At 62.4% G+C, this 23,981-nt stretch carries 28 protein-coding genes and 1 pseudogene; 21 read left to right on the top strand and 8 right to left on the bottom strand.

Annotated features, from left to right (window positions below; genetic code table 11):
- Positions 1 to 6: 6 nt before the first annotated feature.
- Together dxs and FJ543_RS25995 are read left to right on the top strand one after the other, a co-directional pair.
- Positions 7 to 1,944, top strand: coding sequence for a 1-deoxy-D-xylulose-5-phosphate synthase (dxs, locus tag FJ543_RS25990; RefSeq protein ID WP_181174087.1), 1,938 nt, complete (start codon positions 7 to 9; stop codon positions 1,942 to 1,944).
- A 148-nt stretch (positions 1,945 to 2,092) separates the two neighbouring features.
- A complete protein-coding gene (locus FJ543_RS25995; protein ID WP_140878129.1) occupies positions 2,093 to 2,386 on the top strand; it encodes a hypothetical protein in 294 nt (97 codons plus the stop codon).
- Here FJ543_RS25995 and FJ543_RS26000 read toward each other — a convergent pair.
- A complete protein-coding gene (locus FJ543_RS26000; protein ID WP_140878131.1) occupies positions 2,383 to 2,784 on the bottom strand; it encodes a GFA family protein in 402 nt (133 codons plus the stop codon). The two genes, FJ543_RS25995 and FJ543_RS26000, sit on opposite strands and share 4 nt — an antisense overlap.
- Before the next feature lie 174 nt (positions 2,785 to 2,958).
- Here FJ543_RS26000 and FJ543_RS26005 point away from each other — a divergent pair, with 174 nt between their 5' ends.
- Both FJ543_RS26005 and FJ543_RS26010 read left to right on the top strand, forming a co-directional pair.
- The gene (locus tag FJ543_RS26005) at positions 2,959 to 3,723 is read left to right on the top strand and encodes a TlyA family RNA methyltransferase (RefSeq protein WP_140617294.1); all 765 of its coding nucleotides are present in this window, start codon (positions 2,959 to 2,961) and stop codon (positions 3,721 to 3,723) included.
- The gene (locus tag FJ543_RS26010) at positions 3,720 to 4,964 is read left to right on the top strand and encodes a class I SAM-dependent RNA methyltransferase (protein ID WP_140878133.1); all 1,245 of its coding nucleotides are present in this window, start codon (positions 3,720 to 3,722) and stop codon (positions 4,962 to 4,964) included. The genes FJ543_RS26005 and FJ543_RS26010 overlap by 4 nt, the downstream gene beginning before the upstream one ends.
- Positions 4,965 to 5,186: 222 nt before the next feature.
- On the opposite strand, the gene FJ543_RS26015 is transcribed toward FJ543_RS26010, so the two are convergent.
- The 3 genes from FJ543_RS26015 to FJ543_RS26025 all read right to left on the bottom strand — a co-directional run bounded on the left by FJ543_RS26015 (position 5,187) and on the right by FJ543_RS26025 (position 8,251).
- Entirely contained in the window at positions 5,187 to 5,870 is a 684-nt protein-coding gene (locus FJ543_RS26015) for a transglutaminase-like cysteine peptidase (protein ID WP_181171246.1), read from the bottom strand.
- A gap of 235 nt (positions 5,871 to 6,105) precedes the next feature.
- Complete coding sequence (tldD, locus tag FJ543_RS26020; protein ID WP_140791883.1) at positions 6,106 to 7,518, bottom strand: metalloprotease TldD; 1,413 nt, start codon at positions 7,516 to 7,518, stop codon at positions 6,106 to 6,108.
- A gap of 172 nt (positions 7,519 to 7,690) precedes the next feature.
- Complete coding sequence (locus FJ543_RS26025) at positions 7,691 to 8,251, bottom strand: invasion associated locus B family protein (protein WP_015318798.1); 561 nt, start codon at positions 8,249 to 8,251, stop codon at positions 7,691 to 7,693.
- Between the two features lie 378 nt (positions 8,252 to 8,629).
- Between FJ543_RS26025 and coxB the strand changes: the two genes are divergently transcribed.
- From coxB to FJ543_RS26095, 15 genes and pseudogenes are all read left to right on the top strand, one after another.
- Positions 8,630 to 9,496, top strand: a complete 867-nt coding sequence (gene coxB / locus FJ543_RS26030; protein ID WP_015318797.1) for a cytochrome c oxidase subunit II — start codon at positions 8,630 to 8,632, stop codon at positions 9,494 to 9,496.
- A gap of 38 nt (positions 9,497 to 9,534) precedes the next feature.
- A complete protein-coding gene (ctaD, locus tag FJ543_RS26035; RefSeq protein ID WP_015318796.1) occupies positions 9,535 to 11,187 on the top strand; it encodes a cytochrome c oxidase subunit I in 1,653 nt (550 codons plus the stop codon).
- Between the two features lie 75 nt (positions 11,188 to 11,262).
- On the top strand, positions 11,263 to 12,207 hold the full coding sequence (locus FJ543_RS26040) for a heme o synthase (RefSeq protein WP_140714998.1): 945 nt from the start codon (positions 11,263 to 11,265) through the stop codon (positions 12,205 to 12,207).
- 2 nt (positions 12,208 to 12,209) lie between these two features.
- Positions 12,210 to 12,371 (top strand): hypothetical protein, encoded by a 162-nt coding sequence (locus FJ543_RS26045; RefSeq protein WP_015318794.1) that lies wholly within the window; start codon positions 12,210 to 12,212, stop codon positions 12,369 to 12,371.
- Positions 12,371 to 13,003 (top strand): cytochrome c oxidase assembly protein, encoded by a 633-nt coding sequence (locus tag FJ543_RS26050; RefSeq protein ID WP_023772916.1) that lies wholly within the window; start codon positions 12,371 to 12,373, stop codon positions 13,001 to 13,003. Before FJ543_RS26045 ends, FJ543_RS26050 begins: the two co-directional genes overlap by 1 nt.
- A gap of 1 nt (position 13,004) precedes the next feature.
- Positions 13,005 to 13,886 (top strand): cytochrome c oxidase subunit 3, encoded by an 882-nt coding sequence (locus tag FJ543_RS26055; protein WP_015318792.1) that lies wholly within the window; start codon positions 13,005 to 13,007, stop codon positions 13,884 to 13,886.
- A gap of 183 nt (positions 13,887 to 14,069) precedes the next feature.
- Positions 14,070 to 14,198: pseudogene (locus FJ543_RS32315) on the top strand (L,D-transpeptidase family protein); the annotation flags it as partial.
- A gap of 21 nt (positions 14,199 to 14,219) precedes the next feature.
- Positions 14,220 to 14,606: a DUF983 domain-containing protein gene (locus tag FJ543_RS26060; protein ID WP_015318791.1), complete on the top strand. Its 387-nt coding sequence runs from the start codon at positions 14,220 to 14,222 to the stop codon at positions 14,604 to 14,606.
- Positions 14,603 to 15,358: an SURF1 family protein gene (locus FJ543_RS26065; RefSeq protein ID WP_181174088.1), complete on the top strand. Its 756-nt coding sequence runs from the start codon at positions 14,603 to 14,605 to the stop codon at positions 15,356 to 15,358. The genes FJ543_RS26060 and FJ543_RS26065 overlap by 4 nt, the downstream gene beginning before the upstream one ends.
- A gap of 88 nt (positions 15,359 to 15,446) precedes the next feature.
- Positions 15,447 to 16,457, top strand: coding sequence for a 4-hydroxy-3-methylbut-2-enyl diphosphate reductase (ispH, locus tag FJ543_RS26070; RefSeq protein WP_015318789.1), 1,011 nt, complete (start codon positions 15,447 to 15,449; stop codon positions 16,455 to 16,457).
- Positions 16,458 to 16,463: 6 nt separating this feature from the next.
- Positions 16,464 to 17,441: a homoserine kinase gene (locus tag FJ543_RS26075; protein ID WP_140878135.1), complete on the top strand. Its 978-nt coding sequence runs from the start codon at positions 16,464 to 16,466 to the stop codon at positions 17,439 to 17,441.
- Positions 17,438 to 17,971 (top strand): ribonuclease HI, encoded by a 534-nt coding sequence (gene rnhA, locus FJ543_RS26080; protein WP_015318787.1) that lies wholly within the window; start codon positions 17,438 to 17,440, stop codon positions 17,969 to 17,971. Before FJ543_RS26075 ends, rnhA begins: the two co-directional genes overlap by 4 nt.
- Before the next feature lie 44 nt (positions 17,972 to 18,015).
- Positions 18,016 to 18,591, top strand: coding sequence for a histidine phosphatase family protein (locus FJ543_RS26085; RefSeq protein WP_015318786.1), 576 nt, complete (start codon positions 18,016 to 18,018; stop codon positions 18,589 to 18,591).
- Positions 18,592 to 18,713: 122 nt separating this feature from the next.
- Positions 18,714 to 18,995: a type II toxin-antitoxin system ParD family antitoxin gene (locus tag FJ543_RS26090; RefSeq protein ID WP_140878137.1), complete on the top strand. Its 282-nt coding sequence runs from the start codon at positions 18,714 to 18,716 to the stop codon at positions 18,993 to 18,995.
- Positions 18,985 to 19,296, top strand: a complete 312-nt coding sequence (locus tag FJ543_RS26095; RefSeq protein WP_015318784.1) for a type II toxin-antitoxin system RelE/ParE family toxin — start codon at positions 18,985 to 18,987, stop codon at positions 19,294 to 19,296. The genes FJ543_RS26090 and FJ543_RS26095 overlap by 11 nt, the downstream gene beginning before the upstream one ends.
- 4 nt (positions 19,297 to 19,300) lie before the next feature.
- On the opposite strand, the gene FJ543_RS26100 is transcribed toward FJ543_RS26095, so the two are convergent.
- The 3 genes from FJ543_RS26100 to FJ543_RS26110 form a co-directional block, all read right to left on the bottom strand.
- Positions 19,301 to 19,777, bottom strand: coding sequence for a DUF2938 domain-containing protein (locus FJ543_RS26100; RefSeq protein ID WP_140878139.1), 477 nt, complete (start codon positions 19,775 to 19,777; stop codon positions 19,301 to 19,303).
- A 93-nt stretch (positions 19,778 to 19,870) separates the two neighbouring features.
- Positions 19,871 to 20,353, bottom strand: a complete 483-nt coding sequence (locus FJ543_RS26105) for a peroxiredoxin (protein ID WP_015318782.1) — start codon at positions 20,351 to 20,353, stop codon at positions 19,871 to 19,873.
- A gap of 77 nt (positions 20,354 to 20,430) precedes the next feature.
- Entirely contained in the window at positions 20,431 to 21,237 is an 807-nt protein-coding gene (locus tag FJ543_RS26110) for a protein-disulfide reductase DsbD domain-containing protein (protein ID WP_140878141.1), read from the bottom strand.
- 172 nt (positions 21,238 to 21,409) lie between these two features.
- Between FJ543_RS26110 and FJ543_RS26115 the strand changes: the two genes are divergently transcribed.
- Complete coding sequence (locus FJ543_RS26115; protein WP_015318780.1) at positions 21,410 to 22,018, top strand: YqgE/AlgH family protein; 609 nt, start codon at positions 21,410 to 21,412, stop codon at positions 22,016 to 22,018.
- 153 nt (positions 22,019 to 22,171) lie between these two features.
- On the opposite strand, the gene FJ543_RS26120 is transcribed toward FJ543_RS26115, so the two are convergent.
- The gene (locus tag FJ543_RS26120; protein ID WP_181174089.1) at positions 22,172 to 22,963 is read right to left on the bottom strand and encodes an MBL fold metallo-hydrolase; all 792 of its coding nucleotides are present in this window, start codon (positions 22,961 to 22,963) and stop codon (positions 22,172 to 22,174) included.
- Positions 22,964 to 23,061: 98 nt separating this feature from the next.
- On the opposite strand from FJ543_RS26120, the gene FJ543_RS26125 reads away from it, so the two are divergent.
- Positions 23,062 to 23,952: a LysR family transcriptional regulator gene (locus FJ543_RS26125; protein WP_140724839.1), complete on the top strand. Its 891-nt coding sequence runs from the start codon at positions 23,062 to 23,064 to the stop codon at positions 23,950 to 23,952.
- The last annotated feature ends 29 nt before the right edge of the window (positions 23,953 to 23,981 follow it).

Here is a 23,981-nt window from a genome sequence, read left to right on the forward strand (position 1 = left end):
CCGCCGATGAACAGAAAGTCTGGGCCCAACGTGAACGCAACGCCGCATACGCCGCTTCTCGATAGGGTTCGCGTCCCGGCCGACCTGCGCACGCTGGCCGAGAGCGACTTGCCGCAACTGGCATCAGAGCTTCGCCTCGAACTGATCGACGCGGTGTCGCGCACCGGCGGCCATCTCGGTGCCGGCCTTGGCGTGGTCGAACTAACGGTGGCACTGCATTATGTCTTCAACACACCCGATGACCGGCTGATCTGGGATGTCGGCCATCAGGCCTATCCGCACAAGATACTGACGGGCCGTCGCGACCGCATCCGCACCTTGCGCCAGGAAGGCGGGTTGTCCGGCTTCACCCGCCGAGCCGAGAGCGAATATGACCCGTTCGGCGCCGCCCATTCCTCGACATCGATATCGGCCGGCCTCGGCATGGCCGCCGCCCGCGACCTCTCAGGTGGCCGCAACAATGTCATCTCCGTCATCGGCGACGGCGCCATGTCGGCCGGCATGGCTTATGAGGCGATGAACAATGCCGGCGCGCTCGATGCGCGCCTCATCGTCATCCTCAACGACAATGACATGTCGATCGCCCTGCCAACCGGCGCCATGAGCGCCTATCTGGCGCGTCTGGCTTCCGGCAAGGCCTATGTCGGCCTGCGCGACTTCGGCAAGAAGCTGACCTCCTATCTCGGCAAGCGAGCCGATCGAGCCATCACCCGCGCGGTCGAGCATGCGCGCGGTTACGTCACCGGCGGCACCTTGTTCGAGGAACTCGGCTTCTATCACATCGGCCCGATTGACGGTCACAATCTGGAGCATCTCATCCCGGTCCTGAAAAATGTCCGTGACAACGGCAAGGGTCCGGTGCTGATCCATGTCGTCACCCAGAAGGGCAAGGGCTACGCGCCGGCGGAAGCGGCCGCCGACAAGTATCATGGCGTCAACAAATTCGACGTCATCACCGGCGCACAGGCCAAGGCGCCGGCCAATGCACCGGCCTACACCAAGGTGTTTGCCGAAAGCCTGATCCAGGAGGGCCGCGAGGACGACCGCATCGTCGCCGTCACCGCCGCCATGCCGGGCGGCACCGGCCTCGACCTGTTCGGCGAGGTGTTTCCGTCAAGGACTTTCGACGTCGGCATTGCCGAGCAGCATGCGGTGACCTTCGCCGCCGGCCTGGCGACGGAAGGCTACAAGCCCTTCGCCGCGATCTATTCGACCTTCCTGCAGCGCGCCTACGATCAGGTCGTCCATGACGTCGCGATCCAGAAACTGCCGGTGCGTTTCCCCATCGATCGCGCCGGCTTTGTGGGCGCCGACGGTGCCACCCATTGCGGCGCGTTCGACACCACCTTCCTGGCAAGCCTGCCGGGCTTTGTCGTAATGGCCGCGGCCGACGAGGCGGAATTGCGTCACATGGTGCGCACCGCCGCCAGCTACGACGACGGGCCGATCGCCTTCCGCTATCCGCGCGGCAACGGCGTCGGCGTCGACATGCCCGAGCGAGGCTCTGTTCTGGAGATCGGCAAAGGCCGCATCGTCCGGGAAGGCAGCAAGGTTGCCCTCCTGTCCTTCGGCACAAGGCTGCAGGATTGCCTCATCGCAGCCGAGGAACTCGGCGCGGCCGGGCTTTCCACCACGGTCGCCGATGCCCGTTTCGCCAAGCCGCTCGACCAGGATCTGATCCGGCGGCTGGCCCGCTCGCATGAGGTTCTGGTGACGGTGGAGGAGGGCGCCATTGGCGGCTTCGCCAGCCATGTGCTGCAATTCCTCGCCCATGAAGGACTGCTCGAAAGCGGCCTGAAGGTACGCCCGCTGGTGCTGCCGGATGCCTTCACCGACCACGCCAAGCCAGAGAAGATGTATGCCGATGCTGGTCTCGACGTCGCCGGAATCGTGCGCACCGTATTCACCGCGCTCGGCCATACGGTCCGCGCCCAGCGCGCCTGAATCAAAACCTCAACGGTTTGAATCAGTTTGCCGGCTCGATTTCGTAACATATTGTTAACGTTGCTGTTTGGCGTTTTGCTTACCCTGTCCCTTGGCCGTTTTTCAACGCCGCCCTGCTAGATCACGGCCAGGCAGGGAGACAACGAGAATGAAGACGCTTCTATGCGGCGTGGCCTTGTTGGCGGTTATGGTCGTACCGGCTGCCGCCGAAACGCCCTACGACCGCAATCTCGAAAAGGCGGCGATAGGCATTGTCGCCGGCAAGATGGGCGATATCCGCGGCGGCTTTTCCTACAAGCAAATTCCGCAGCTTGTGGTGCCGCCGGATCCTTCGCCTGTATCACCTGTTGCGACCGGGCATGCGCGTGAGCAGGCTTCAGGGGCTCGAGACGACGGTCTGTCTCCAGCCATCGAGCGCCAGGCTCCGCGAACCATCTTCTAAAACCACATGTGGCGTACGCAGCGGCCGTCGCGCGGCAGATCGTCGTACGTGTCGAGGCCATCGAAATGGTCGATCGGCAGATCGGCGACGGCCTCGGGGGGCGCCAACCGGACATTGACGGCCATGCGTCTTCGACCCGAGGCGCTGGCGCGCAGTCCGCGCCAGCCGAGCACGCAGGCGCAGCGCGGGCAAAACAGGATCTCAAGCGACGGCTCTTCCTTTCCAGCGCGCGTATAGCTGCCCATCGGCCCCGAAACGCGAATGCGTTCGTCGACATAATCATAGGCCCAGAGCGCGCCATAGCGGCGGCAAAGCGTGCAGTTGCAGGCCGTCACCGGGCCGGGGTCGCCCTCCAGCGTCCAGTGGGCGGCGCCACAGTGGCAGGTTCCCGTCAGCATTCGTTCTCCTTCGAGTTGCGACAAACAGAGGGCTCTTCGTGGCCAATATTCTGCCGGACCCGGCATGATGGGCGCAAGCCGCGGCCTGGTTCGATGCACCAGCCGCTCTCGTAGGATCACTTTGGTCCATCTAATGTCCTTGCCTTCACCGCGGGCTTTCGTCAGAGAAGGCCGATGAACTCGCCTCTGCCAGCCAGCACACGCCAGCGGCTCGACGACCTGCTCGTCCAGCGCGGGCTGTTTGCCAGCCGCTCGCGCGCCCGCGACGCGGTGGAGCGCGGCACGGTGACGGTCGACGGCGCCATAGCCCGCAAGCCCGGCCAGAACGTTTCGCCGCAATGCGTTGTCGCCATCGACGATCCGGCGCAAGCCTATGTCTCGCGCGCCGCGCTCAAGCTGATCGCCGGGCTCGACCATTTTAGCCTCGACCCGGCCGGTCGCGAGGCCCTCGACATCGGCGCCTCGACCGGCGGTTTCACCCAGGTGCTGCTCGAACGCGGCGCGTCCCATGTCACGGCAATCGATGTCGGGCATGGCCAGATGCATCCTGATGTCGGTGGTGATCCGCGCGTGACCGTGATCGAGGGCCTGAACGCGCGCGATCTCACCGTTGCCGATCTTGCCGGCCGCAATCCGGATTTCATCGTTTCCGACGTCAGTTTCATCTCGCTGAAACTGGCGCTGCCGCCGGCACTCGCCATTGCCAAGCCCGGCGCCGGTGCGATCTTTCTGGTCAAGCCGCAATTCGAGGCCGGTCGCGAGGCGATCGGCAAGGGCGGTTTGTTGAAGGATCCCTTCGATGCCGCCCGTGTCGCGGGCCTGCTGCAGGATTGGCTGGATGCCGTTCCCGGCTGGCGCTCGCTTGGCCTGCATCTGTCGCCGATCGAAGGTGGCGACGGCAATCGCGAATTCCTGCTCGGTGGGATCAAGGACCGATGAGCGTACGCTTCACAATACGAAAGCTCGGATCGCAGGGCGACGGCATCGCCGAGACCGAGAGCGGCGATCTGTTCATTCCCTTCACGCTGCCGGGCGAGATCGTCACCGCCGCGCGCGAGCGGGATCGCGCCACGCTGATGGCGGTGCTGGAAGCCTCTCCGCTGCGCGTCGAACCAGCCTGCCGCCATTTCACCGAATGCGGCGGCTGTGCCCTCCAGCATTTCGAGACCGAAGCCTATCGCCGATGGAAACGCGAAAAGGTGGTGCACGCATTGAAGGGCAAGGGCATCGAGTGCGAGATTGGCGAACTGGTCGCCTGCGCGCCGCAGTCGCGCCGCCGCGTCGTGCTTGCCGCCCGGCGCACGGACGCAGGCATGCTGCTCGGCTTCAATCGCCATCTGTCGCCCGAGATCATCTCCATATCCGAATGCCCGATCTCACTGCCCGAGATCGTCGCGGCACTCGGCCAGCTGAGGGCGCTGGCCGAATTGATATGCGCCACCACCAAATCGTTCCGGATGGCGGTCACCGTTACGGGTTCCGGCCTCGACATCGCGGTGCACGAGTCAGGCAAGCTCGGCGAACACCAGCGCCGTATCGCCTCCAACTTTGTCATTGCGCAAGGCTTTGTCAGGCTGTCCATCGATGACGAGATCGTCATCGAACCAAGGAAGCCCGTGGTCATGTTCGGCAGTGTTGCGGTCGCCGTGCCGCCCGGCGCCTTTCTGCAGGCGACGGAGGCCGCCGAACGGACCATGGCCGAGATCGTCGGCGGACATCTGAAGCGTGCAAAAAAAATTGCCGATCTCTTTGCCGGTTGCGGCAGCTTTGCCTTGCGGCTGGCGACGAAATCGGAAGTCCATGCGGTCGAAGGCGACGCGGCCGCGCTTTCGGCGCTCGACCGGGGATCACGTTTCGCGACCGGCCTCAAGCGGGTGACGGGCGAACGACGCGACCTGTTTCGCCGGCCACTGACCTTCAAGGAGTTGAACGCCTTCGACGGCCTTGTCTTCGATCCGCCGCGGGCCGGCGCCGAAGACCAGTCGACGCAGATCGCCCGCTCGGACGTTCCATACGTTGCCGCGGTGTCCTGCAACCCGGTGACGCTGGCCCGCGACCTGCGCATTCTCATCGACGGCGGCTATACCTTGACCAGCGTGACGCCAATCGATCAGTTCCTGTGGTCGCCACATGTCGAGGCGGTCGCCTTGCTGGAAAAACCCAAGAAGAGGCGCGGCTGAGCACGTTTCGTTCAGACTACTGAGCCACAGAAAACCGCGCTTCCCAAACGCTGCTGCGGGATCCTCCGGTTAAAGCGACTCCAGGAAGAATGGGTAGCGGTTTTCCGTCCGGAATTGCGTCGAAATGAAGAGAGAGCGGTTCAGCGATTCTATCAAACACCGAACCGCTCTAAAAAAGCCGCCGAACGCCTGTAATGCCTGAACCGTACGGTCCAGGCAGGCTCAATCTACGAGCTTTGCAGCATTCGCGAAGGTTTTCGGCGTGCCGCCTCGCTGGTTGACCGACTGCCAGACATTCGGATTCTGCTGCGATTGACGTTTCAGGAAGTAGTAGCCGGTTGCGTTCCAAGGCCTGATTTGGTCGACCATATTGTCGAGGACAAGATCGCCTTTATCGGTTTTCACCGTCAGGATGGTGTGGCCCTCATTGTTGAGATCGCGCACGACCGTCATCAACAGCGCTTGTCGGGGAAATCCAGCCTCTTGAAGGAGCTTGCGTTTGTAGAGTGCGTAGATCTTGCAATCGCCTTTGCCGTCAACCGGATAATCCCAATGGTCCGCCATCGTGCCCCAGTGATCGAAATTGCTGACGGGTTTGATGGCGCTGTTCGCCTTCTGATTTATCCGCTTGAGGATGCGGAAGGTCCGCGCTGTCAGCTTGACATTCGCGGCCGGCAGAGCCGGCACCTTGCACTCTTTTGGGCGGCGATGACAGAAATCGATCCAACCGTAGGGGACGCTGGTGCTTCCACCCACGGAGGCAGAGCGCGACCCATCCATGGAAGATTGGGTCGATCGCGACTTGAACAAAGTCGACTGGGCCGACGCCGGACTGGCCAGCAGCGATGCCGCACCAATCAACGAAACAAAGCCAAGCAGGAGAGCCAGGACGGGGGAGTGCCGCATTGCCAAAACCACCACCGCAACGAGGAACTGGTGCTGCGTTCGTGCGCGAGAGGCAGCCCAGGCAGTCAAAGACCTAATAATTTGTTAATGTGGATTGTGTCCACTTCAAGGTCCCAGCCGCCGAAAAGCCGGTCCCTGTCAGGCCGGCCCCTGTCAGGATGACAATGGGCATGGTGGAGGGCGCCTGCATCCGGAAACGTCACGGCGGGTGATGACACCGGAACGGCACCGAGTTTCAAACCCGCGTGCCGCCGACCGTCATCTGGTTCATCCTGAGATGCGGCTGGCCAACGCCGACGGGTACGCCCTGGCCGGCCTTGCCGCACATGCCGATGCCGTTGTCGAGCTTCATGTCGTTGCCGACCATCGAGACGCGGTGCATGGCATCAGGCCCGTTGCCGATCAGCATCGCGCCTTTGATTGGCTGCGTCACCTTGCCGTTCTCGATCATGTAGGCCTCGGTGCAGCCGAACACGAATTTGCCCGACGTGATGTCGACCTGGCCACCGCCGAAGGACACGGCGTAGATGCCGTTCTTGACGGAGGCGATGATTTCGTCCGGTTCCATGTCGCCTGAGGTCATGTAAGTGTTGGTCATGCGCGGCATCGGCTGGTGCGCATAGCCTTCTCGCCGGCCATTGCCGGTGGCTTTCATGCCCATCAGCCGGGCATTCTGCCGGTCCTGCATGTAGCCGACCAGTTTGCCGTCCTCGATCAAGACGTTGCGGGCCGAAGGCGTGCCTTCGTCGTCGACGGTGAGTGAGCCGCGCCGCTCTGGGATGGTGCCGTCGTCGACGACCGTCACCCCCTTGGCGGCCACCTGCTGCCCCATCAGGCCGGCGAACGCCGACGTCTTCTTGCGGTTGAAATCGCCTTCAAGACCATGACCGACGGCTTCGTGCAGCATCACGCCCGGCCAGCCATTGGATAGCACGATATCGAAAGTGCCTGCCGGGGCCGGGATTGCCTCCAGGTTGACCACCGCTTGCCGGAGCGCCTCCCTGGCGGCGTGCTTCCAACTATCCTCGATCAGGAATTCGCCGAATGCCTTGCGCCCGCCCATGCCATAGGAGCCGCTTTCCTGGCGGTCGCCGTCGCCGACGACGACCGAGACGTTGACGCGGACCATCGGCCTGATATCGCGCACTATCTGGCCGTCGGCACGAACGATCTCGACATGCTGCCAGGACGCGGCGATCGAGGCCGTTACCTGGCGCACGCGTGGATCCTCGGCGCGCAGCCAGGCGTCGATTTCTTGCAGCAGCTTCGCCTTGGCCTCGAAGGAAGGCGAGGGGATCGGGTTCTCGTCGCCGTAGAGATGGCGGTTGGTACGGGCGGGGGCTGCCGCAAGCGTGCCGGAATAGCCACCCTTGACGGTCGAGACGGCTTCGGCCGCGCGCAGCAGCGACGCCTCGGACAGGTCGCTGGAATGAGCGTAGCCGCTGGCCTCGCCGGCGACGGCCCGCAGGCCAAAGCCCTGGTCGGTGTTGAAATTGGCGGTCTTCAGTTTGCCATTGTCGAACATCAGCGCTTCGCTCTCGCTGTATTCGAGGAAAAGCTCGCCGTCGTCCGCGCCCTTGATGGTGTCAGCGACGATCTGCTTGATGCGGTCGTCTGAAATGTCGAATTGGCCGATCAGGCTGTTCATGGCGCGTCCGTCCGTGGGATGTTTGCTTTCCCCCGATGTAGGCGTGAAGCCGCGCCCACACAATCGGCAATGACGAATCGGCGCCGACGAATGATTTCGTTCGCTAAACGCAAGGCATGCGTCTGGGGTCGGCAAAAGCCGCGTCCAGGCCTGGTACAGCGTGAAGCCGCGATCAGGGCAGAGCGGCGAAGCCTTCGGCGAAACCCTTGAGGTCGACGGGAATGCCGATACCCTCTTCCGGGGTCTGGAAAACGATGAATGTTGCCGACGTCCCGGTCTTCAGCGTGTCGAGCAGCGGCTTTTCGAGAATGACCTCGGCATAACAGCCGTCCTGGAAGCAGCGCACGAAATAGGCGCGGCCAATGTCCTTGCCGTCGACGTTGAGCCCGAGGCCGTTCGGCAACAGCACGCCGAGCGGCGCCAGCACGCGCAGGATCTCGGCCTTGTTGTCGGCGGTGCGCAGCACGACGACCGAAAGCCCCATCTCCGGACGATCCTCGGCGACGACGTTCTGCATCATCACGCATTGTTCCGAGGTGGCGCCGGCCGGCGTGTCGCAGATGATCGACCATGCGCCATGGGTCGAGCGCACCGTGCCGCTTGGCTGGGCAGCATTGGCGTTGCCGGCGATGGACAGACCGGCCGCGCACAGGACCGCGAGAAACAGGGCGTTTGCCAAGGTTCTCGAAAGGCCCAGTCGCGTATGCCTCAGTCTCGAAAGCCAAGAGTTCATGACGGCTCCATTGCGAATCACGGCACTTTAAGCCGCGCCAATGCCAAGTAAAGGACGAGACCGTGGCCGAACTGTCCCTAAAAAGGCAATGCGGCGCTTTTCCTTGCCAAATTCGCCTGAATTACGACGCTTTGCGGGTGTCGCCGGCACAAGGCGTGCGGCCCGCCGAACATACGCGATTCGCCACTACGGCCATTGCCCCGGAAGAGCCACGTCAGCTTGCGCGCAAAAATGCCGCACGGTTTCGACCGCTCCTTTCTTGCGGAGGGAAAAAGAGTATGGTTTGAACCAGCTTGAGACTGTCCGGGATTCCCGTCCCGGCATTGTTCGTTATTCTCGCGGGCACAGCCGGCGAGAGACTGGGAGACGAAGAGGGCGATGAGAAAATTCCTAGCGAGCACCGGTGCTGCTGCCACGTTCCTCGCCTGCGGATCCGCTTATGCGGACCAGCCCAGGCCGTGGGAGACCGGCTTCCAGGCGCCTGCGACCGACATGATGCGGCAGATCGAATGGTTCGGAAACTACACGATGTGGTTTATCATCCCGGTCACGGTCCTTGTGCTGTTTCTGCTGATCTACTGCATAGTCAAATTCCGCGCGAGCGCCAATCCGACCCCGTCCAAGACCAGCCACAACACGCTGATCGAGGTGATCTGGACCATCGGCCCTGTCGTCATCCTGCTTTGCCTCGCCATCCCCTCGTTCCAACTCCTGACCGCCCAATATACGCCGCCGGAAGAGGCCAAGCTGACCGTCAAGGCAACCGGCAACCAGTGGAACTGGGATTACGAATACCAGACCGACAACACGCTCGCCTTCAATTCGGCCATTCTTCAGGATGGCGATCGCGCCAAGGCCGGCAAGGAGGATCGCGCGGTCTATCCGCGCCTGCTCGCCGTCGACAACGAGCTGGTCGTGCCGGTCAACACGATGACCCGCGTGCTTGTCACCGCGACCGACGTGATCCATTCCTTTGCCGTGCCGTCCTTCGGCATCAAGATCGACGCCGTTCCCGGCCGCACCAACGAGACCTGGTTCAAGGCGGAGAAAGAAGGCCTCTACTACGGTCAGTGCTCGCAGCTCTGCGGCAAGGACCATGCCTTCATGCCGATCGCCGTTCGTGTGGTGTCGGACACGCAGTTCAAGACCTGGCTGGCCGCGGCCAAGACCGACCTGCCAGGTGCCAACAAGACGCTCATGGCCGAGGTCGATGGCCAGAACAAGGTAGCGGCCGCCGGCAACTGATGCCGCGGGTTAGCAAGATTTAGGGAACGGAGCGGAACATGGCAGACGCTGCAGCTCACGACGGGCACGACCACAAGCCGTATCATGGCTGGGTGCGCTGGGTTTATTCGACCAACCACAAGGATATTGGTACGCTCTACCTGATCTTCGCGATCATGGCCGGCATAATCGGCGGCGCGCTTTCGGTCGCCATCCGCATGGAGCTGCAGGAGCCTGGCATCCAGATCTTCAGCGGTCTTGCGCAGATGGTCTATGGCATGAACGGCGACGCCGCGATCGACGGCGGCAAGAGCATGTACAATGCGTTTGCCACCGCGCACGCGCTGATCATGATTTTCTTCATGGTCATGCCGGCCCTGATCGGCGGTTTCGCCAACTGGATGGTGCCGATCATGATCGGTGCTCCCGACATGGCGTTCCCGCGCATGAACAACATCTCTTTCTGGCTGCTGCCGCCGGCCTTCATCCTGTTGCTCACCTCGATGTTCGTGCCGAGTGCGCCCGGCGCCTTTGGCGTGGGCGGCGGCTGGACGCTCTATCCGCCGCTGTCAACTTCGGGCCAGCCCGGACCGGCGATGGATCTGGCGATCCTGTCGATCCACATCGCCGGCGCCTCCTCGATCCTCGGCGCCATCAACTTCATCACCACCATCTTCAACATGCGTGCCCCCGGCATGACGCTGCACAAGATGCCGCTGTTTGCCTGGTCGGTGCTGGTCACCGCCTTCCTGCTCTTGCTGTCGCTGCCGGTCCTGGCCGGCGGCATCACCATGCTGCTCACCGACCGCAACTTCGGCACGACCTTCTTCGCGCCTGACGGTGGTGGTGACCCGATCCTGTTCCAGCACCTGTTCTGGTTCTTTGGCCACCCGGAAGTATACATCCTGATCTTGCCGGGTTTCGGCATCATCAGCCATATCGTCTCGACCTTCTCGAGGAAGCCGGTATTCGGTTATCTCGGCATGGCTTATGCCATGGTCGCGATCGGCGCGGTCGGCTTCATCGTCTGGGCGCACCATATGTATACGACGGGCCTGTCGCTCGATACGCAGCGCTACTTCGTCTTCGCCACCATGGTCATCGCGGTGCCGACAGGCGTGAAGATCTTTTCCTGGATCGCAACCATGTGGGGCGGATCGATCTCGTTCAAGCCGCCGATGCTGTGGGCGCTGGGCTTCATCTTCCTGTTCACGATCGGTGGCGTCACCGGTGTCCAGCTGGCCAATGCCGGCCTCGACCGGTCGCTGCATGACACGTATTTCGTCATTGCCCACTTCCACTACGTACTGTCGCTGGGCGCGGTGTTCGCCATCTTCGCCGGCTGGTACTACTGGTTCCCGAAGATGACCGGCTACATGTACTCGCCCGTCATCGCCAACACCCATTTTTGGGTCATGTTCGTCGGCGTGAACCTGATCTTTTTCCCGCAGCACTTCCTCGGCCTCGCCGGTATGCCGCGCCGCACCATCGACTATCCTGACGCGTTTGCGGGCTGGAACATGGTTTCGTCCTACGGTTCGTATATTTCGGCCGTCGGTGTGGTGATCTTCCTCTATGGCGTGTTCGAAGCCTTCCAGAAGAAGCGGATCGCCGGCGCCAACCCGTGGGGTGAGGGTGCTACCACGCTCGAATGGCAGCTGCCTTCGCCGCCGCCGTTCCACCAGTGGGAGCAGCTGCCGAAGATCAAGTAAGGCGGCTCCCGCTCGAATACAAAACCGCCGGCCCGCCGGCGGTTTTGGCCAACGGAATGATGGACTTGAGTACGCATGGCCCTAGTCGACAAAACCAGCATTGACGAAGCGGGCTTCCGTATGTCGGAAGCTACGGCGGGCGATTTCTTCGCCCTGCTGAAGCCGCGCGTCATGTCGCTGGTGGTGTTCACCGCCTTTGTCGGACTGGTCGCGGCACCGATGACCATCAATCCGCTGCTGGCGGTGATCGCCATCCTTGCCATTGCGATTGGGGCCGGCGCCTCTGGCGCGCTCAACATGTGGTACGACGCCGACATCGACGCGGTGATGACCAGGACCGCTAGCCGCCCGGTGCCTTCCGGCCGGATCCAGCCGCACGAGGCGCTGAGCTTCGGCCTGGTGTTGTCGGTGCTGTCGGTGATGACGCTGGGCGTGTTGGTCAACTGGTTGTCGGCGACGCTGCTGGCCTTCACCATCTTCTTCTATGCCGTGGTCTACACGATGTGGCTGAAACGCTCGACACCGCAGAACATTGTCATTGGCGGTGCAGCGGGCGCCATCCCGCCGGTTATCGGCTGGGCCGCGGTGACCGGGTCGGTCAGCCTCGAAAGCATCATCCTGTTCCTGATCATTTTCCTGTGGACGCCGCCGCATTTCTGGGCGCTCGCGCTGTTCAAGTCCGAGGACTATGGCCGCGCCGGCATCCCGATGATGCCCAACGTCGCCGGCCATGCATCGACCCGCCGTCAGATTTTCGCCTACGCGCTGGTGCTGGCCCCGGTCGGCGTGCTGCCCTGGCTGCTCGGCTATACGACGCCGTTCTACGGCGTGGCCGCCTTGCTGTTGGGGGCTGGTTTCGTCTGGTATGCGTGGAAAGTGCTTGGCATGGCCGACGATGACCGCGTCATGAAGCCGGCCAAGGCCCTGTTCGCCTATTCGCTGCTCTATCTCTTCGCAATCTTCGCCGCCTATCTGGCTGACAGTGTCGTCGAACGCGCGCTTGCCATGGGTGGGGCATGACCATGGCCGAGAAAGAACTCGAAACGGTCACCTTGACCGACCGCCAGAAGAAGGCCCAGCGCAGCCGTTCCATCGCCATCGGCGTGGCGCTGGCGGTGCTGGTCGTGATCTTCTACATCGCGACAATCGTGAAGTTCGGCCACAATTTGTCGGGCTCGATGTGATGAGCGCCGAGACGTCCAAGAAGACGGTAGGCAAGACCGGCAACCGCGTTGTCGCGGCTGTCTGCCTTGCCTTCTTCACCGGCATGATCGGCATGGCCTATGCAGCCGTGCCGCTCTACAAGATGTTTTGCCAGGCGACCGGCTATGGCGGCACGACGCAACGTGTCGAGAAGCAATATGCCGGCCGCGTGCTCGACCGCGAAATCACCGTCCGCTTCGATGCCAACATCGCCGGCGTGCCATGGGAGTTCCAGCCGGTCCAGCGCTCGATGACCATGAAGATCGGGCAGACCGTGCAGGCGCATTATCAGGCGACCAACAAGTTCGATCGCCCCGTCACCGGCCGCGCAACCTTCAACGTGCAGCCGGAACTGGCGGGTCCGTACTTCAACAAGGTCGAATGCTTCTGCTTCACCGACACGACGCTGAAGCCGGGCGAGACGCTGGACATGCCGGTCCTGTTCTATGTGGACCCCGACATCGTGAATGTGCCGGAACTGAAGGACGTGAAGACGATCACCCTTTCCTATACGATGTTCCCGGTCGAGAAGACCAAGCCGGTGGCGTCGTCCGGGCCGGCCCAGGGCAATAGCAAGACAGTTTCAGATACCGAAGGAAATCTCGGGGGTTGATATGGCAGACGCGCACGCAAAACCACACCATGACTACCATCTCGTCGACCCGAGCCCGTGGCCTTTTCTGGGATCGGTAGGGGCGCTTGTCACCGCTTTTGGCGGTGTCTGCCTCATGGAATACCTGAAAGGCGGCTCCTTCCCGATCTTCGGCGTCAACATCGCCAATCCGTGGCTGTTCTTCATCGGCATTGTGATCGTGCTGTACACCATGTTCGCCTGGTGGTCGGACACCATCAAGGAAGCGCATGAAGGCCACCATACGCGCGTCGTGTCGCTGCACCTGCGCTACGGCATGATCATGTTCATCGCCTCGGAGGTGATGTTCTTCGTTGCCTGGTTCTGGGCCTATTTCGATGCCAGCCTTTTTGCCGGTGAGGTGCAGAACTATGCGCGCCACACGTTTACCGGTGGTGTCTGGCCGCCGAAGGGCATGGAGGTTCTCGATCCTTTCCATTTGCCGCTCTACAACACCATCATCCTGCTGCTGTCGGGCACCACGGTCACCTGGGCGCACCACTCGCTCATCCATGGCGACCGCAAGGGCCTGATCAACGGCTTGGTGCTGACCGTCGGGCTTGGCATGCTGTTCACCATGGTGCAGGCTTACGAGTACATGCACGCGCCGTTCGGCTTCAAGGATTCCATCTACGGCGCCACCTTCTTCATGGCGACCGGCTTCCATGGCTTCCATGTCATCATCGGCACCATCTTCCTGCTGGTCTGCCTGATCCGGGCGATGAAGGGCGACTTCACCCCCAAGCAGCATTTCGGCTTCGAGGCGGCCGCCTGGTATTGGCACTTCGTTGACGTGGTCTGGCTGTTCCTGTTCGCCTCGATCTACGTCTGGGGATCGGTCGGCGCGGTGATCGAAGGCCACTGATTCAGCCTTCTGGATTTCGAGTTCGTTAGGGCGGCCGCGGCGACGGGGCCGCCTTTCTTCTTTTCGGCGCAAGGATCGCCAATCGATGAAAGATGCGGCTGACTTCAATTTGCGCATTTTATCGTCTTGGCATTCCGGCTCTTGCCGCTGAGAAGGTCTGGTGCGCGTCCACGAAGCGAGCGGTTCGGCTGGTGGGGCTGGCTGCTTCAATTGGTCGACTGGACCGATGGCTGCATTGGGGTTACGGAGTCCGACATGGACCAAATCTGGGCGATGGTGGCCGATGGGGCGCCGATCGAGATCGAGCAATAGCCATGAATGACGGCACTACGCATGAGTGAAGACAAGGCGATCTGGCCTCCGATCGATCCGATTTCGGCCGGCCTGCACGGCCGCTGCCCGCGTTGCGGCGAGGGGCGGCTGTTTTCCGGCTTTCTCACCGTCGGCAAGCGCTGCGTCAATTGCGGCCTCGACTATTCCTACGCCGATGCCGGCGATGGACCGGCCGTGTTCGTCATCCTGATCATCGGCTTCATCATCGTCGGTCTGGCGCTCTGGGTGGAAGTGACGCTGAGCCCGCCGCTCTGGCTGCATCTGCTGATATGGATCCCACTGGCCCTGGTGCTGTGTCTCACGGCGCTTCGGCTGATCAAGGGCGTGCTGCTCACCCTGCAATACAGCAACAAAGCAGCCGAGGGTCGGCTGGATCGCGGCGAATGAGCGAAGCGTCTCTGAAAGACCGCGGCCATTCGCGGCCACGATCGGCACTGTTGTTCGTCCTTGGCCTTGTGCTGTTCTTGATTCTGCTGGCGCTGGGCACCTGGCAGGTCCAGCGCCTGCACTGGAAGGAAGGCCTGCTGCAGACCATCGACCAGCGCACCCATTCGGCGCCACGACCGCTTTCCGAGGTCGAGAAGGAATTCGCCTCGACCGGCGACGTCGACTACACGCCGGTCACGGTCACCGGCACTTTCCTGCATTCCGGCGAGCGGCATTTCTACGCGACCTGGGAAGGGGATGCCGGGTTCAATGTCTATACGCCGCTGGCCCTAGACGACGGCCGTTTCGTCCTGATCAACCGCGGCTTTGTTCCCTACGACCTCAAGGATGCGGCGAAGCGCGCCAAGGGACAGGTAACGGGCAGGGTCACTGTCACCGGCCTTGCCCGCAACCCGCTGCCGGCAAAGCCCTCCATGATGCTTCCCGACAATGATGCGGGGAAGAACATCTTCTACTGGAAGGACCGCGACGTCATGGCTGCGAGCGCCGGCCTGCCGGCTGGGTTCACCTTGGTGCCGATCTTCATCGATGCCGACAAGACGCCAAATCCCGGCGGCCTTCCGGTCGGGGGTGTCACCATCATCGACCTGCCGAACAGCCATCTGCAATATGCCGTCACCTGGTACGGGCTTGCCGCGGCACTCGCCGCGGTGCTTGTCCTCCGGCTTCGCCGGCCCGCGAAAGAGGAATGAACGCAAGCGACGCCTCTCTTTCCACCGATACCCTTGACAGGGCAGGGGTAGGCACCTCATTTCGGCGCTGACCAACCGGCAGGATTTGATGCTTCACACAATCGCCAAGCCTCCTCTGACGATCCGGCTCTGCCAGCCGCGCGGTTTTTGCGCGGGCGTCGACCGTGCCATCCAGATCGTCGTGCTGGCGCTGAAAAAATATGGCGCCCCGGTCTATGTCCGCCACGAAATCGTCCACAACCGCTATGTCGTCGAGGGGCTGCAGAGCCTTGGGGCCGTCTTCATAGAGGAACTTTCCGAAATCCCGGCCGAACATCGGCAGTCGCCGGTCGTCTTCTCCGCGCACGGTGTGCCCAAGTCCGTGCCGGCGGATGCGCAGGCGCGCAACCTGTTCTATCTCGACGCAACCTGTCCGCTGGTCTCCAAGGTCCACAAGCAGGCGATGCGTCACCAGCGGCTTGGCCGCCATGTGCTGTTGATCGGTCATGCTGGGCACCCCGAGGTGATCGGCACAATGGGGCAGTTGCCGGAAGGCGCGGTAACGCTGATCGAGACCGAAGCCGACGCAGCCCGGCTTGTACCGGCCGATCCAAAAGCACTTGGTTTCGTCACCCAGACCACGCTCTCGGTCGAGGATACCGCCGGCATCATTCGCGCGTTGCAGGAGCGCTTTCCGGACCTGCAGGCGCCGGCGGCGGAATCGATCTGCTACGCCACCACCAACCGCCAGGAAGCGGTCAAGGACACCGCCCCGGGTGCTGATCTCTATCTGATCGTCGGCGCCCCCAATTCCTCGAATTCGCGCCGCCTTGTCGAAGTTGCGGAACGGGCAGGTGCCTCGATGTCGCTTCTCGTGCAGCGCGCCGCTGAAATTCCGTGGAATGATATCGGCACCATTTCGACGCTCGGCCTGTCGGCGGGAGCATCGGCGCCGGAGATCATCGTCGACGAGATCATCGACGCGTTCCGCCAGCGTTTCGACGTCACCATCGACCTGGCTGTCACGGCCACCGAAACAGAGGATTTTCCGGTCATGCGGGTACTGCGCGATGTCGAACTGACGCCGGCCGACATGGCCTTCGTCAATGGGACCGCGTGAACGGCCATGGCGGTCTATACCGACGTTGCGGAGGGCGAACTCGGCGCTTTCCTGAAGCACTACCCGGTCGGCGATCTCCTATCCTACAAGGGCATCGCCGAAGGCACCGAGAACTCGAACTTCCTGCTGCACACCTCGAGCGGCTCCTACATCCTGACGCTCTATGAAAAGCGGGTCGAAAAGGCGGATTTACCGTTTTTCCTCGGGCTAATGGGCCATCTCGCCAGCAAGGGGGTGTCCTGCCCGCTGCCGGTGACCGCGCATGACGGCAGCGTCATCGGCACGCTGGCCGGCCGGCCGGCCGTGATCATCACCTTTCTCGAAGGACTTTCGCTGCGGCGACCGGCCGCAACGCATTGCGCCGAGGTCGGCAAGGCGCTGGCGGCGCTGCACCTGGCCGGCGCCGACTTTCCGATGACGCGTCCGAACGCGCTCGCCCTCGACGGCTGGCGCAACCTTTGGGATGCGTCTCGCGGCCGCGCCGACGAGGTCGAGCCGGGCCTTGCGGCCGAGGTCGATGCCGACTTTGCCGATTTCGAGCGGAACTGGCCCAAGGGCCTCCCCGAGGGAATCATTCATGCCGATCTGTTCCCGGACAATGTCTTTTTCCTGGGCGAGAAGCTTTCGGGGCTGATCGATTTCTATTTCGCCTGTGACGATCTCTATGCCTATGATGTCGCCACCTGTCTCAACGCCTGGTGTTTCGAGAAGGATTTTTCCTTCAACCTTACCAAGGGCAAGGCACTGCTTGCCGGTTATCAAAGCGTGCGCCCCCTGAGCGATGACGAGAAAGCGGCGCTACCGATGCTGGCGCGCGGTTCGGCGCTACGCTTCATGCTGACCCGGCTTTACGACTGGCTGACCGTCCCCGATGGCGGACTGGTGATGAAACGCGACCCGTCCGAATATATCCGAAGGATGCGGTTCCACCGGGCGATCAGATTTCCTTCGGAATATGGATTGGCCGAAAACGGGGTGTCATGAGCAAGCAGGTTGAAATCTTTACCGATGGCGCCTGTTCGGGCAATCCCGGCCCCGGCGGCTGGGGCGCCATCCTGCGCTTCAACGGCACCACCAAGGAACTCTTCGGCGGCGAGGCCGAAACCACCAACAACCGCATGGAATTGCTGGCGGCCATTTCGGCGCTGAATGCGTTGAAGGAGCCTTGCACGGTCGAGCTTCATACCGACAGCAAATACGTCATGGACGGAATTTCCAAATGGATCCATGGCTGGAAGAAGAATGGCTGGAAGACCGCCGACAAGAAGCCGGTCAAGAACGGCGAACTCTGGCAGGCGCTGGACGAGGCCAACCGGCGCCACAAGGTCACCTGGAACTGGGTGAAGGGCCATGCCGGCCACATCGAGAACGAGCGCGCCGACGAACTGGCAAGGGAAGGCATGGCGCCGTTCAAGAAAGGGCCTTTCAGGCCGGTAGTGTCGGCGCCAAAGCCGGATGTCCAGGCAAAGCAGCCGCTGGCCCCGAAGGCGCGTCGTTCGACCCAGAGCTATTGAGCTTCTGGCACTCGCTGCGCCCGGCCGACAGGAGAATTTCTGTTATGCCGATCGCCTATTACATCACCCATCCTCAGGTTCAGATCGACGCCAGCGTGCCCGTGCCGGATTGGGGTCTATCCGACATCGGTCGTGCCAGGGCGCATGCAATGCTGAACCAGCCGTGGATCGCATCGATCGGGCGTGTGGTGTCGTCGGGCGAACGCAAGGCCGTTGAAACCGCCGAGGTGCTCGGGCGGCACCTCGACCTTGCGGTGCAGGTGAGGGAACGGATGCATGAGAACGACCGGTCGGCGACGGGTTTCCTGCCGCCTCCGGAGTTCGAGGCGGTCGCCGACCGGTTCTTCGCCAATCCGCACGAAAGCATTCGTGGCTGGGAGCGGGCCATCGACGCACAGCAGCGCATCGTGAGCGAGGTCGAGGCCGTCCTCGGTGCCGGCGGCAGCAACATCGCCCTTGTCGGACATGGCGGTGTCGGTACGCTCCTGCTACTGTCGCTCAGCGGCAGGCAAATCAGCCGCGAAGCCGATCAGCTGGCGGGCGGCGGCAACTATTTCGCCTTCGATACCCACACGCGCCAAATTATTCATGGATGGCGACCGATCGACAGGCTGTCCTGATCGGCGTACCGCAGCCGTACTCGTAGCGCAAGGACAGGCTCTTCTCGCGACATCGCAGTTGCTCGAGGATGTGGATGGGAGTAATATTTCCCACTATCGAGCAATGCAAGAGAGGACGCAGCGTGGCGAACGTTGAAAAAATGAGCGTGGCTGTGACCCCACAACAGGCAGCCCTGATGCGCGAGGCCGTGGAGGCGGGCGAGTATGCCACTGCAAGCGAGATCGTGCGTGAAGCGATGCGGGATTGGCTGGCCAAGCGCGAACTGCGGCATGACGATGTTCGCCGGCTGAGACGGTTGTGGGATGAAGGCAAGGCAAGCGGGAGACCGGAGCCTGTGGATTTCGACGTGTTGCGAAAGGAAGCTCGGCGAGAGCTGACGGAAACCTCGCGGAATGGCCGTTAGGCTAGTCTGGTCACCCGCGGCCAAGGCTGACCTCATCGACATCTACGTGACGATAGGCAGCGAAAACATACGGGCGGCCGATCGTTACTACGATCAGTTAGAAGCGCGGGCCATGCAGCTGGCAGACCAGCCGCGCATGGGTGTCAGGCGACCGGATATCAGGCCTTCCGCACGAATGCTGGTGGAGGCGCCTTTTGTACTGCTCTACGAAACGATTCCAAACACGGACGATGGCCCAGTGGAGTGGGTTGAAATCGTCCGTGTGGTCGACGGGCGGCGGGATCTGAACAGTCTGTTCTAGCTGTCTACCGGATCAGCAGCGCCGTACCGTAGAGCCCGACCGCGAACACCGTGTGCGAGACCAGATTGAGGGCGCGGACCCGCATCGGATTCGGCCGCTTCGAGGCCGCCCAGCCGGCGCCCATGCCTGGCGCCAGCAGGAACCAGCCGGCGCCGACGGTAACGATGCCGAGGATGAAGGCCGGCAGGAAGGTCGGCGCGGCCAGCCAGCCCGCGCCCGCCAGCATCACCAGGATTATGCCGTAGGCGATGCCGACGAAGTAATGGAAGGCCCAGCCCAGCGCCTGTTCATACGCGTAGGGCGCCGCATCGCCGATATCGTCGTGAAACACCTTGTCGCGGAGGTGCCAGACCCAGCGCCCGACCGGCCCCCAGTTCGGGCGTGGCTGGCCGAACGCCTTGTGCAGGAAGAAGGCCCAGAGATCCATCAGGACGGTCGCGCCGACGCCGATCGCGACAGCGCGCCAGAAGATGTCAAACATCGTAGGATCCCCCCGAAAACCGGCAATTCTGGAGCGCGGCTGCTTGTCACGCGAGGCCGGCCATTGCGGCCTCGCGTGATTGGCCGTCGAAGTTCAGAGCTGGCCCAGAATATGAGCCGCGCCGGACTCGTCGACGCCGGGTTTGGTCTCGACATTGAGCGCGGTAACCTTGCCGTCGTCGATAATCATCGAAAACCGCTTCGAGCGCAGGCCCATGCCGCCACCGGAATAGTCGGCGTCGAGGCCGACCGCCTTGGCGAAATCGCCATTGCCGTCGGCGAGGAACAGGATCTTGCCTTCGCCGCCGGTGAAGCGCGCCCAGGCGCCCATGACGTGGACGTCATTGACCGAAACGACGGCGATGGTGTCGACGCCGCGCGCCAGGATCGCGTCATGGTTCTCGAGATAGCCGGGCAGGTGGTTGTTGCTGCAGGTCGGCGTGAAGGCGCCGGGAACGCCGAACAGCACCACTTTCTTGCCCGGAAAAATCTCGGCCGATGTGATCGGCTTGGCGCCGTCCGCGGTCATGGTCTTGAAGGTCGCCTCGGGCAGCTTGTCGCCAACGGAGATGGTCATGAATTCCTCGCTTGGGATGGGAAGGACGCGTGCTTGCGTAGCGAACTCGGCGGCTTCCTGCAACCATCGCGGCGTCTTCAAGGGAAAGGCAGCAACCCTTCGACCGCGCCCGCCGAACTCGTCAACGTGTAGTGAAGCCCGCCGTCGGTCGGCGTCGTCGAAGGGCGATCGAGGATCGGCACGGTGAAGATCAGCTTGCCGTCCTTTTCCGAGCGGGAAGGTGTGCCGAACATATAGTCGCGCTCGCCGGCAACGAAGAAATCCGCTGCCTGCGGATCGCCAGGAAAACTTGCCTCGACAACCAGCGTCTCGTGATCGCCGGGCAGCACCTTGATGCCGAAGTCAGGCTTTGCCGCCGCCGGCAGTGCGGTGAAACTCGCCTTCACCAACGCCGCGTCGTCGGCATTATCGGGATCGGAAGCGGGGTCGACGCTCAGCCGTGTCTGCACGGGGATGCAGATGGATTCGCAAATGCCGAGAAAGACGTCGGCATCGATGACCGCCGGCTGGTTCGGCGCCGCCAGCGTGAACGTCACGGGCAAGGAAACCGGATAATTGTAACCGGCCCATTTGCCATAGCCATCATCGTGGCGCTGCGGCGCGGGAAAAGACAGTGTCGCATCGGCTATATTGGTGCTGGCCGAAACGTCGAGCTGCGGCGGCACACCTGCATCGCCCGGGTCGCGCCAATAAGTCTTCCAGCCGGGTTTGAGCGCGATATCGAGAACACCGTATATGCGGCCTGCGTCGTCCGGCTTGCCTGATGTCACCAGCCGCACCTTGCCGCCTTCGCTGTTGTACCAGGCGGATGAGGAGGCGCTGGCGGGGAGGGCGGACGCCAATCCAATGGCGGCGCCGAGCAACAGGATTTTCGAGCTTTGCATGACGGTGATTTGATCGTCCCTTCGTGGCCGCGCAATGATTTCATGGCCGTGCTGATATCATATTTGCGTGACCTTCGCGGGCAAGCCAAGGCCGGACTCGCAATATGAGCTTTGGTCGAATCCGCTACGGCGCATCTTTTCGGCGCCGGGGAAACGCGTTACCTTCCCTGGCATGGATTTGTTGCGCCACAAAAAGACAGCCGCCGGCCGCGGCTTTCTCGACGATCAGTTCCTGATTGCCATGCCTGGTATGAAGGACGACCGTTTCACGCGCTCGGTCATCTACATCTGCGCCCATAGCGATGAAGGCGCGATGGGCCTGATCATCAACCAGACGCAGCAGATGCTGTTCCCGGACCTTCTGGTACAGCTTGGCATCATGAACGAGCAGGAGGCGATCCGCCTGCCGGCACAGGCGCGCGATTTCGTCGTGCGCAATGGCGGGCCTGTCGACCGCAGCCGGGGCTTCGTCCTGCATTCGGGCGACTACCGTGTGGATTCCTCGCTCACCGTTTCCGACGACATCTGCCTGACCGCGACCGTCGACATACTGCGGGCGATATCGTCAGGGCGCGGGCCGCGCCGCGCGCTCATGGCGCTCGGTTATTCCGGCTGGGGCGCCGGCCAGTTGGAAACCGAGATCGCTGAGAACGGCTGGTTGACCTGCCCGGCGACGCCGGAATTGCTGTTCGATGCCGACATCGAACGCAAATACGACCGGATTCTCGCCTCCATCGGCATCGATCTCGCCCATCTCAGCCTGGCCGCCGGGCACGCTTGAGCCTCGTCTTTGCCGGCCAGGGTCCCTTCGCCAGGTAAGGCGCAGCCGGAACGCTGCGCCGTTAGCGCAATCTCATCCCATGGCGATGCGCGAGAGCTGTTCAGGCTTGGAATTGCGTAAACAGGCGAAACCGCGTGTCCGGCTTGTTATCCGCTATGCCGGCTCATAGCCGTACGCTCCGTCCTCACGCATCACGCGGCCGATGCCCGGCCAGCCAAGGTGCGCTCCGGCGATCCATGTTCCAGCCTCGGCCGCGTCGCGGAAAACCTTCTGGCGCGTTGCGCGTGCGATCGCTTGGTCGTCGTCATAGCCCCAACTCAACGCGGGATTGCCAAACTGCAAGGCCGGCACATGAACGATGTCCCCGAAGAACAGGAAGCGGGCCTCGTTCGTGTCGAAAGCGTAGCCGATGTGACCGGGAGCATGACCCGGCAGGGCAACTGCTCGCAGTCGCTTGGCCACCTGGTCGCCATTCCGCACGGGCTTCAAAATGGATCTGAACCGCGCAAGGTCTGTTTCGGCGAGAAAGCTCTCCACAGCTTCCTCGGCGATTACGATCGCTTTCAAATTCGGAAAGAGCACCCGGTCGTCCCGGGTCAAAAGCCCGTACACATGATCCTGGTGGGCATGGGTGAGAGCCAAGACCGTGATCGAGGCAGGATCGATGCTGGCTTCGGCTAGCGTCCGCTCGAGGCGTCCTGTTGTTGAGGCCCAGCCGCCTCCTCCACTGTCGATCAGAATGCCGTCAACGCCTGGACCTGCGAGGGCAAAGCAATTGACGGAAAGGCGGAGCGCCCCTGCCTGCGCGACTTGCGGCACCGGTTTGTTGCGCGGGCCGTGCAGAAGGTCCGCCGGCATCTCGATATAGCCGTCCGAGAGCGACCAGACCCGCCAGGCGCCGGTGGTGCAGCCGAGGACGTTATCGCTGCGGAACGTTACGATCATAGAGTACCTCAATCTGCCGTTGCCGATCAAAGCTAGGACAGAGTCACCTATGAGGATAGGCCTGTTGCACAGCAAGGCCTCATGAGTGATACTCATGAATGATGAGAAGCGAACTGAACGAACTCGCCGCGTTCGCGATGGTCGCCCGGGAACGAAGCTTTACACGAGCCGCGGCAAAACTAGGCGTGTCTCAATCTGCGCTGAGTCACACTATCCGTGGGCTCGAGCAGCGGCTCGAGCTGCGGCTTTTGGCTCGAACGACGAAGAGCGTCGCGCCAACAGCCGCAGGGGCCGCTCTCTTGAAAGACCTGTCTCCGGCGCTTGAGCAAATCGCTGCTGCCCTTGACGGAGCGCGAAGCCTCAGGCGGCGCCCTGCGGGGCGCCTTCGAATTGTGATGTCACGCTCGGCCGCCGTAATGGTGCTGCTGCCACGGCTCGCGGCATTCGCCCAGGCCTACCCCGATATCGTTCTCGACGTTGTCACCACGACAGGCCCTGTAGACCTCGTTGCCGGCGAGTTCGATGCCGGTATCCAGCTCGGCGAGTATATTCAGAAAGACATGATCGCGGTACGCGTCACGCCGGAGTTGCGGCTGGCTGTGGTGGGATCGCCTGGTTATTTCTCATCACGAAGAATCCCGCAAAAGCCGAGGGATCTCAAGGATCATCAATGCATAGCCCTGCGTCTTCCAGGCGGTCCATCTCGGTGGGAGTTCGAGCGGGCGAGAAAGTCGGTCACGATCAACGCCAGCGGCTCGCTCATAATCGACGATACTCACCTGGTGATTCAGGCGGCGCTCGCCGGCGTTGGTCTCGGTCTCGCCTATGAAGAGCAAGTCGCGGAGTATATCGCGGAGCGACGGCTTGTCCGCGTCCTGGAGGAATGGACGCCGCCAATCGCAGGCTTTTTCCTGTATTATCCCAGTCGTCAGCTTCAGCCAGCGGCGCTGTCAGCATTGGTCAATGCGCTGCGACTCTCGCAACAATAGTGATGCATGTCGTTGTTCCGGAACCGAGG

Source organism: Mesorhizobium sp. B2-5-7 (genome assembly GCF_006440875.1).
Lineage (GTDB): Bacteria > Pseudomonadota > Alphaproteobacteria > Rhizobiales > Rhizobiaceae > Mesorhizobium > Mesorhizobium australicum.

Coding starts and splice junctions, on each gene's coding strand:
- FJ543_RS26045 (WP_015318794.1), top strand. CDS start 12,210: ATGGCCGAGAAAGAACTCGAAACGGTCACCTTGACCGACCGCCAGAAG.
- FJ543_RS26055 (WP_015318792.1), top strand. CDS start 13,005: ATGGCAGACGCGCACGCAAAACCACACCATGACTACCATCTCGTCGAC.
- FJ543_RS26105 (WP_015318782.1), bottom strand. CDS start 20,353: ATGACCATCTCCGTTGGCGACAAGCTGCCCGAGGCGACCTTCAAGACC.
- ctaD (WP_015318796.1), top strand. CDS start 9,535: ATGGCAGACGCTGCAGCTCACGACGGGCACGACCACAAGCCGTATCAT.
- FJ543_RS26010 (WP_140878133.1), top strand. CDS start 3,720: ATGAGCGTACGCTTCACAATACGAAAGCTCGGATCGCAGGGCGACGGC.
- FJ543_RS26095 (WP_015318784.1), top strand. CDS start 18,985: ATGGCCGTTAGGCTAGTCTGGTCACCCGCGGCCAAGGCTGACCTCATC.
- FJ543_RS25995 (WP_140878129.1), top strand. CDS start 2,093: ATGAAGACGCTTCTATGCGGCGTGGCCTTGTTGGCGGTTATGGTCGTA.
- FJ543_RS26015 (WP_181171246.1), bottom strand. CDS start 5,870: ATGCGGCACTCCCCCGTCCTGGCTCTCCTGCTTGGCTTTGTTTCGTTG.
- FJ543_RS26060 (WP_015318791.1), top strand. CDS start 14,220: ATGAGTGAAGACAAGGCGATCTGGCCTCCGATCGATCCGATTTCGGCC.
- dxs (WP_181174087.1), top strand. CDS start 7: ATGAACAGAAAGTCTGGGCCCAACGTGAACGCAACGCCGCATACGCCG.
- FJ543_RS26050 (WP_023772916.1), top strand. CDS start 12,371: ATGAGCGCCGAGACGTCCAAGAAGACGGTAGGCAAGACCGGCAACCGC.
- FJ543_RS26005 (WP_140617294.1), top strand. CDS start 2,959: ATGAACTCGCCTCTGCCAGCCAGCACACGCCAGCGGCTCGACGACCTG.
- rnhA (WP_015318787.1), top strand. CDS start 17,438: ATGAGCAAGCAGGTTGAAATCTTTACCGATGGCGCCTGTTCGGGCAAT.
- FJ543_RS26065 (WP_181174088.1), top strand. CDS start 14,603: ATGAGCGAAGCGTCTCTGAAAGACCGCGGCCATTCGCGGCCACGATCG.
- tldD (WP_140791883.1), bottom strand. CDS start 7,518: ATGAACAGCCTGATCGGCCAATTCGACATTTCAGACGACCGCATCAAG.
- FJ543_RS26125 (WP_140724839.1), top strand. CDS start 23,062: ATGATGAGAAGCGAACTGAACGAACTCGCCGCGTTCGCGATGGTCGCC.
- coxB (WP_015318797.1), top strand. CDS start 8,630: ATGAGAAAATTCCTAGCGAGCACCGGTGCTGCTGCCACGTTCCTCGCC.
- FJ543_RS26120 (WP_181174089.1), bottom strand. CDS start 22,963: ATGATCGTAACGTTCCGCAGCGATAACGTCCTCGGCTGCACCACCGGC.
- FJ543_RS26075 (WP_140878135.1), top strand. CDS start 16,464: ATGGCGGTCTATACCGACGTTGCGGAGGGCGAACTCGGCGCTTTCCTG.
- FJ543_RS26025 (WP_015318798.1), bottom strand. CDS start 8,251: ATGAACTCTTGGCTTTCGAGACTGAGGCATACGCGACTGGGCCTTTCG.
- FJ543_RS26000 (WP_140878131.1), bottom strand. CDS start 2,784: ATGCTGACGGGAACCTGCCACTGTGGCGCCGCCCACTGGACGCTGGAG.
- FJ543_RS26100 (WP_140878139.1), bottom strand. CDS start 19,777: ATGTTTGACATCTTCTGGCGCGCTGTCGCGATCGGCGTCGGCGCGACC.
- FJ543_RS26110 (WP_140878141.1), bottom strand. CDS start 21,237: ATGCAAAGCTCGAAAATCCTGTTGCTCGGCGCCGCCATTGGATTGGCG.
- ispH (WP_015318789.1), top strand. CDS start 15,447: ATGCTTCACACAATCGCCAAGCCTCCTCTGACGATCCGGCTCTGCCAG.
- FJ543_RS26040 (WP_140714998.1), top strand. CDS start 11,263: ATGGCCCTAGTCGACAAAACCAGCATTGACGAAGCGGGCTTCCGTATG.
- FJ543_RS26115 (WP_015318780.1), top strand. CDS start 21,410: ATGGATTTGTTGCGCCACAAAAAGACAGCCGCCGGCCGCGGCTTTCTC.
- FJ543_RS26085 (WP_015318786.1), top strand. CDS start 18,016: ATGCCGATCGCCTATTACATCACCCATCCTCAGGTTCAGATCGACGCC.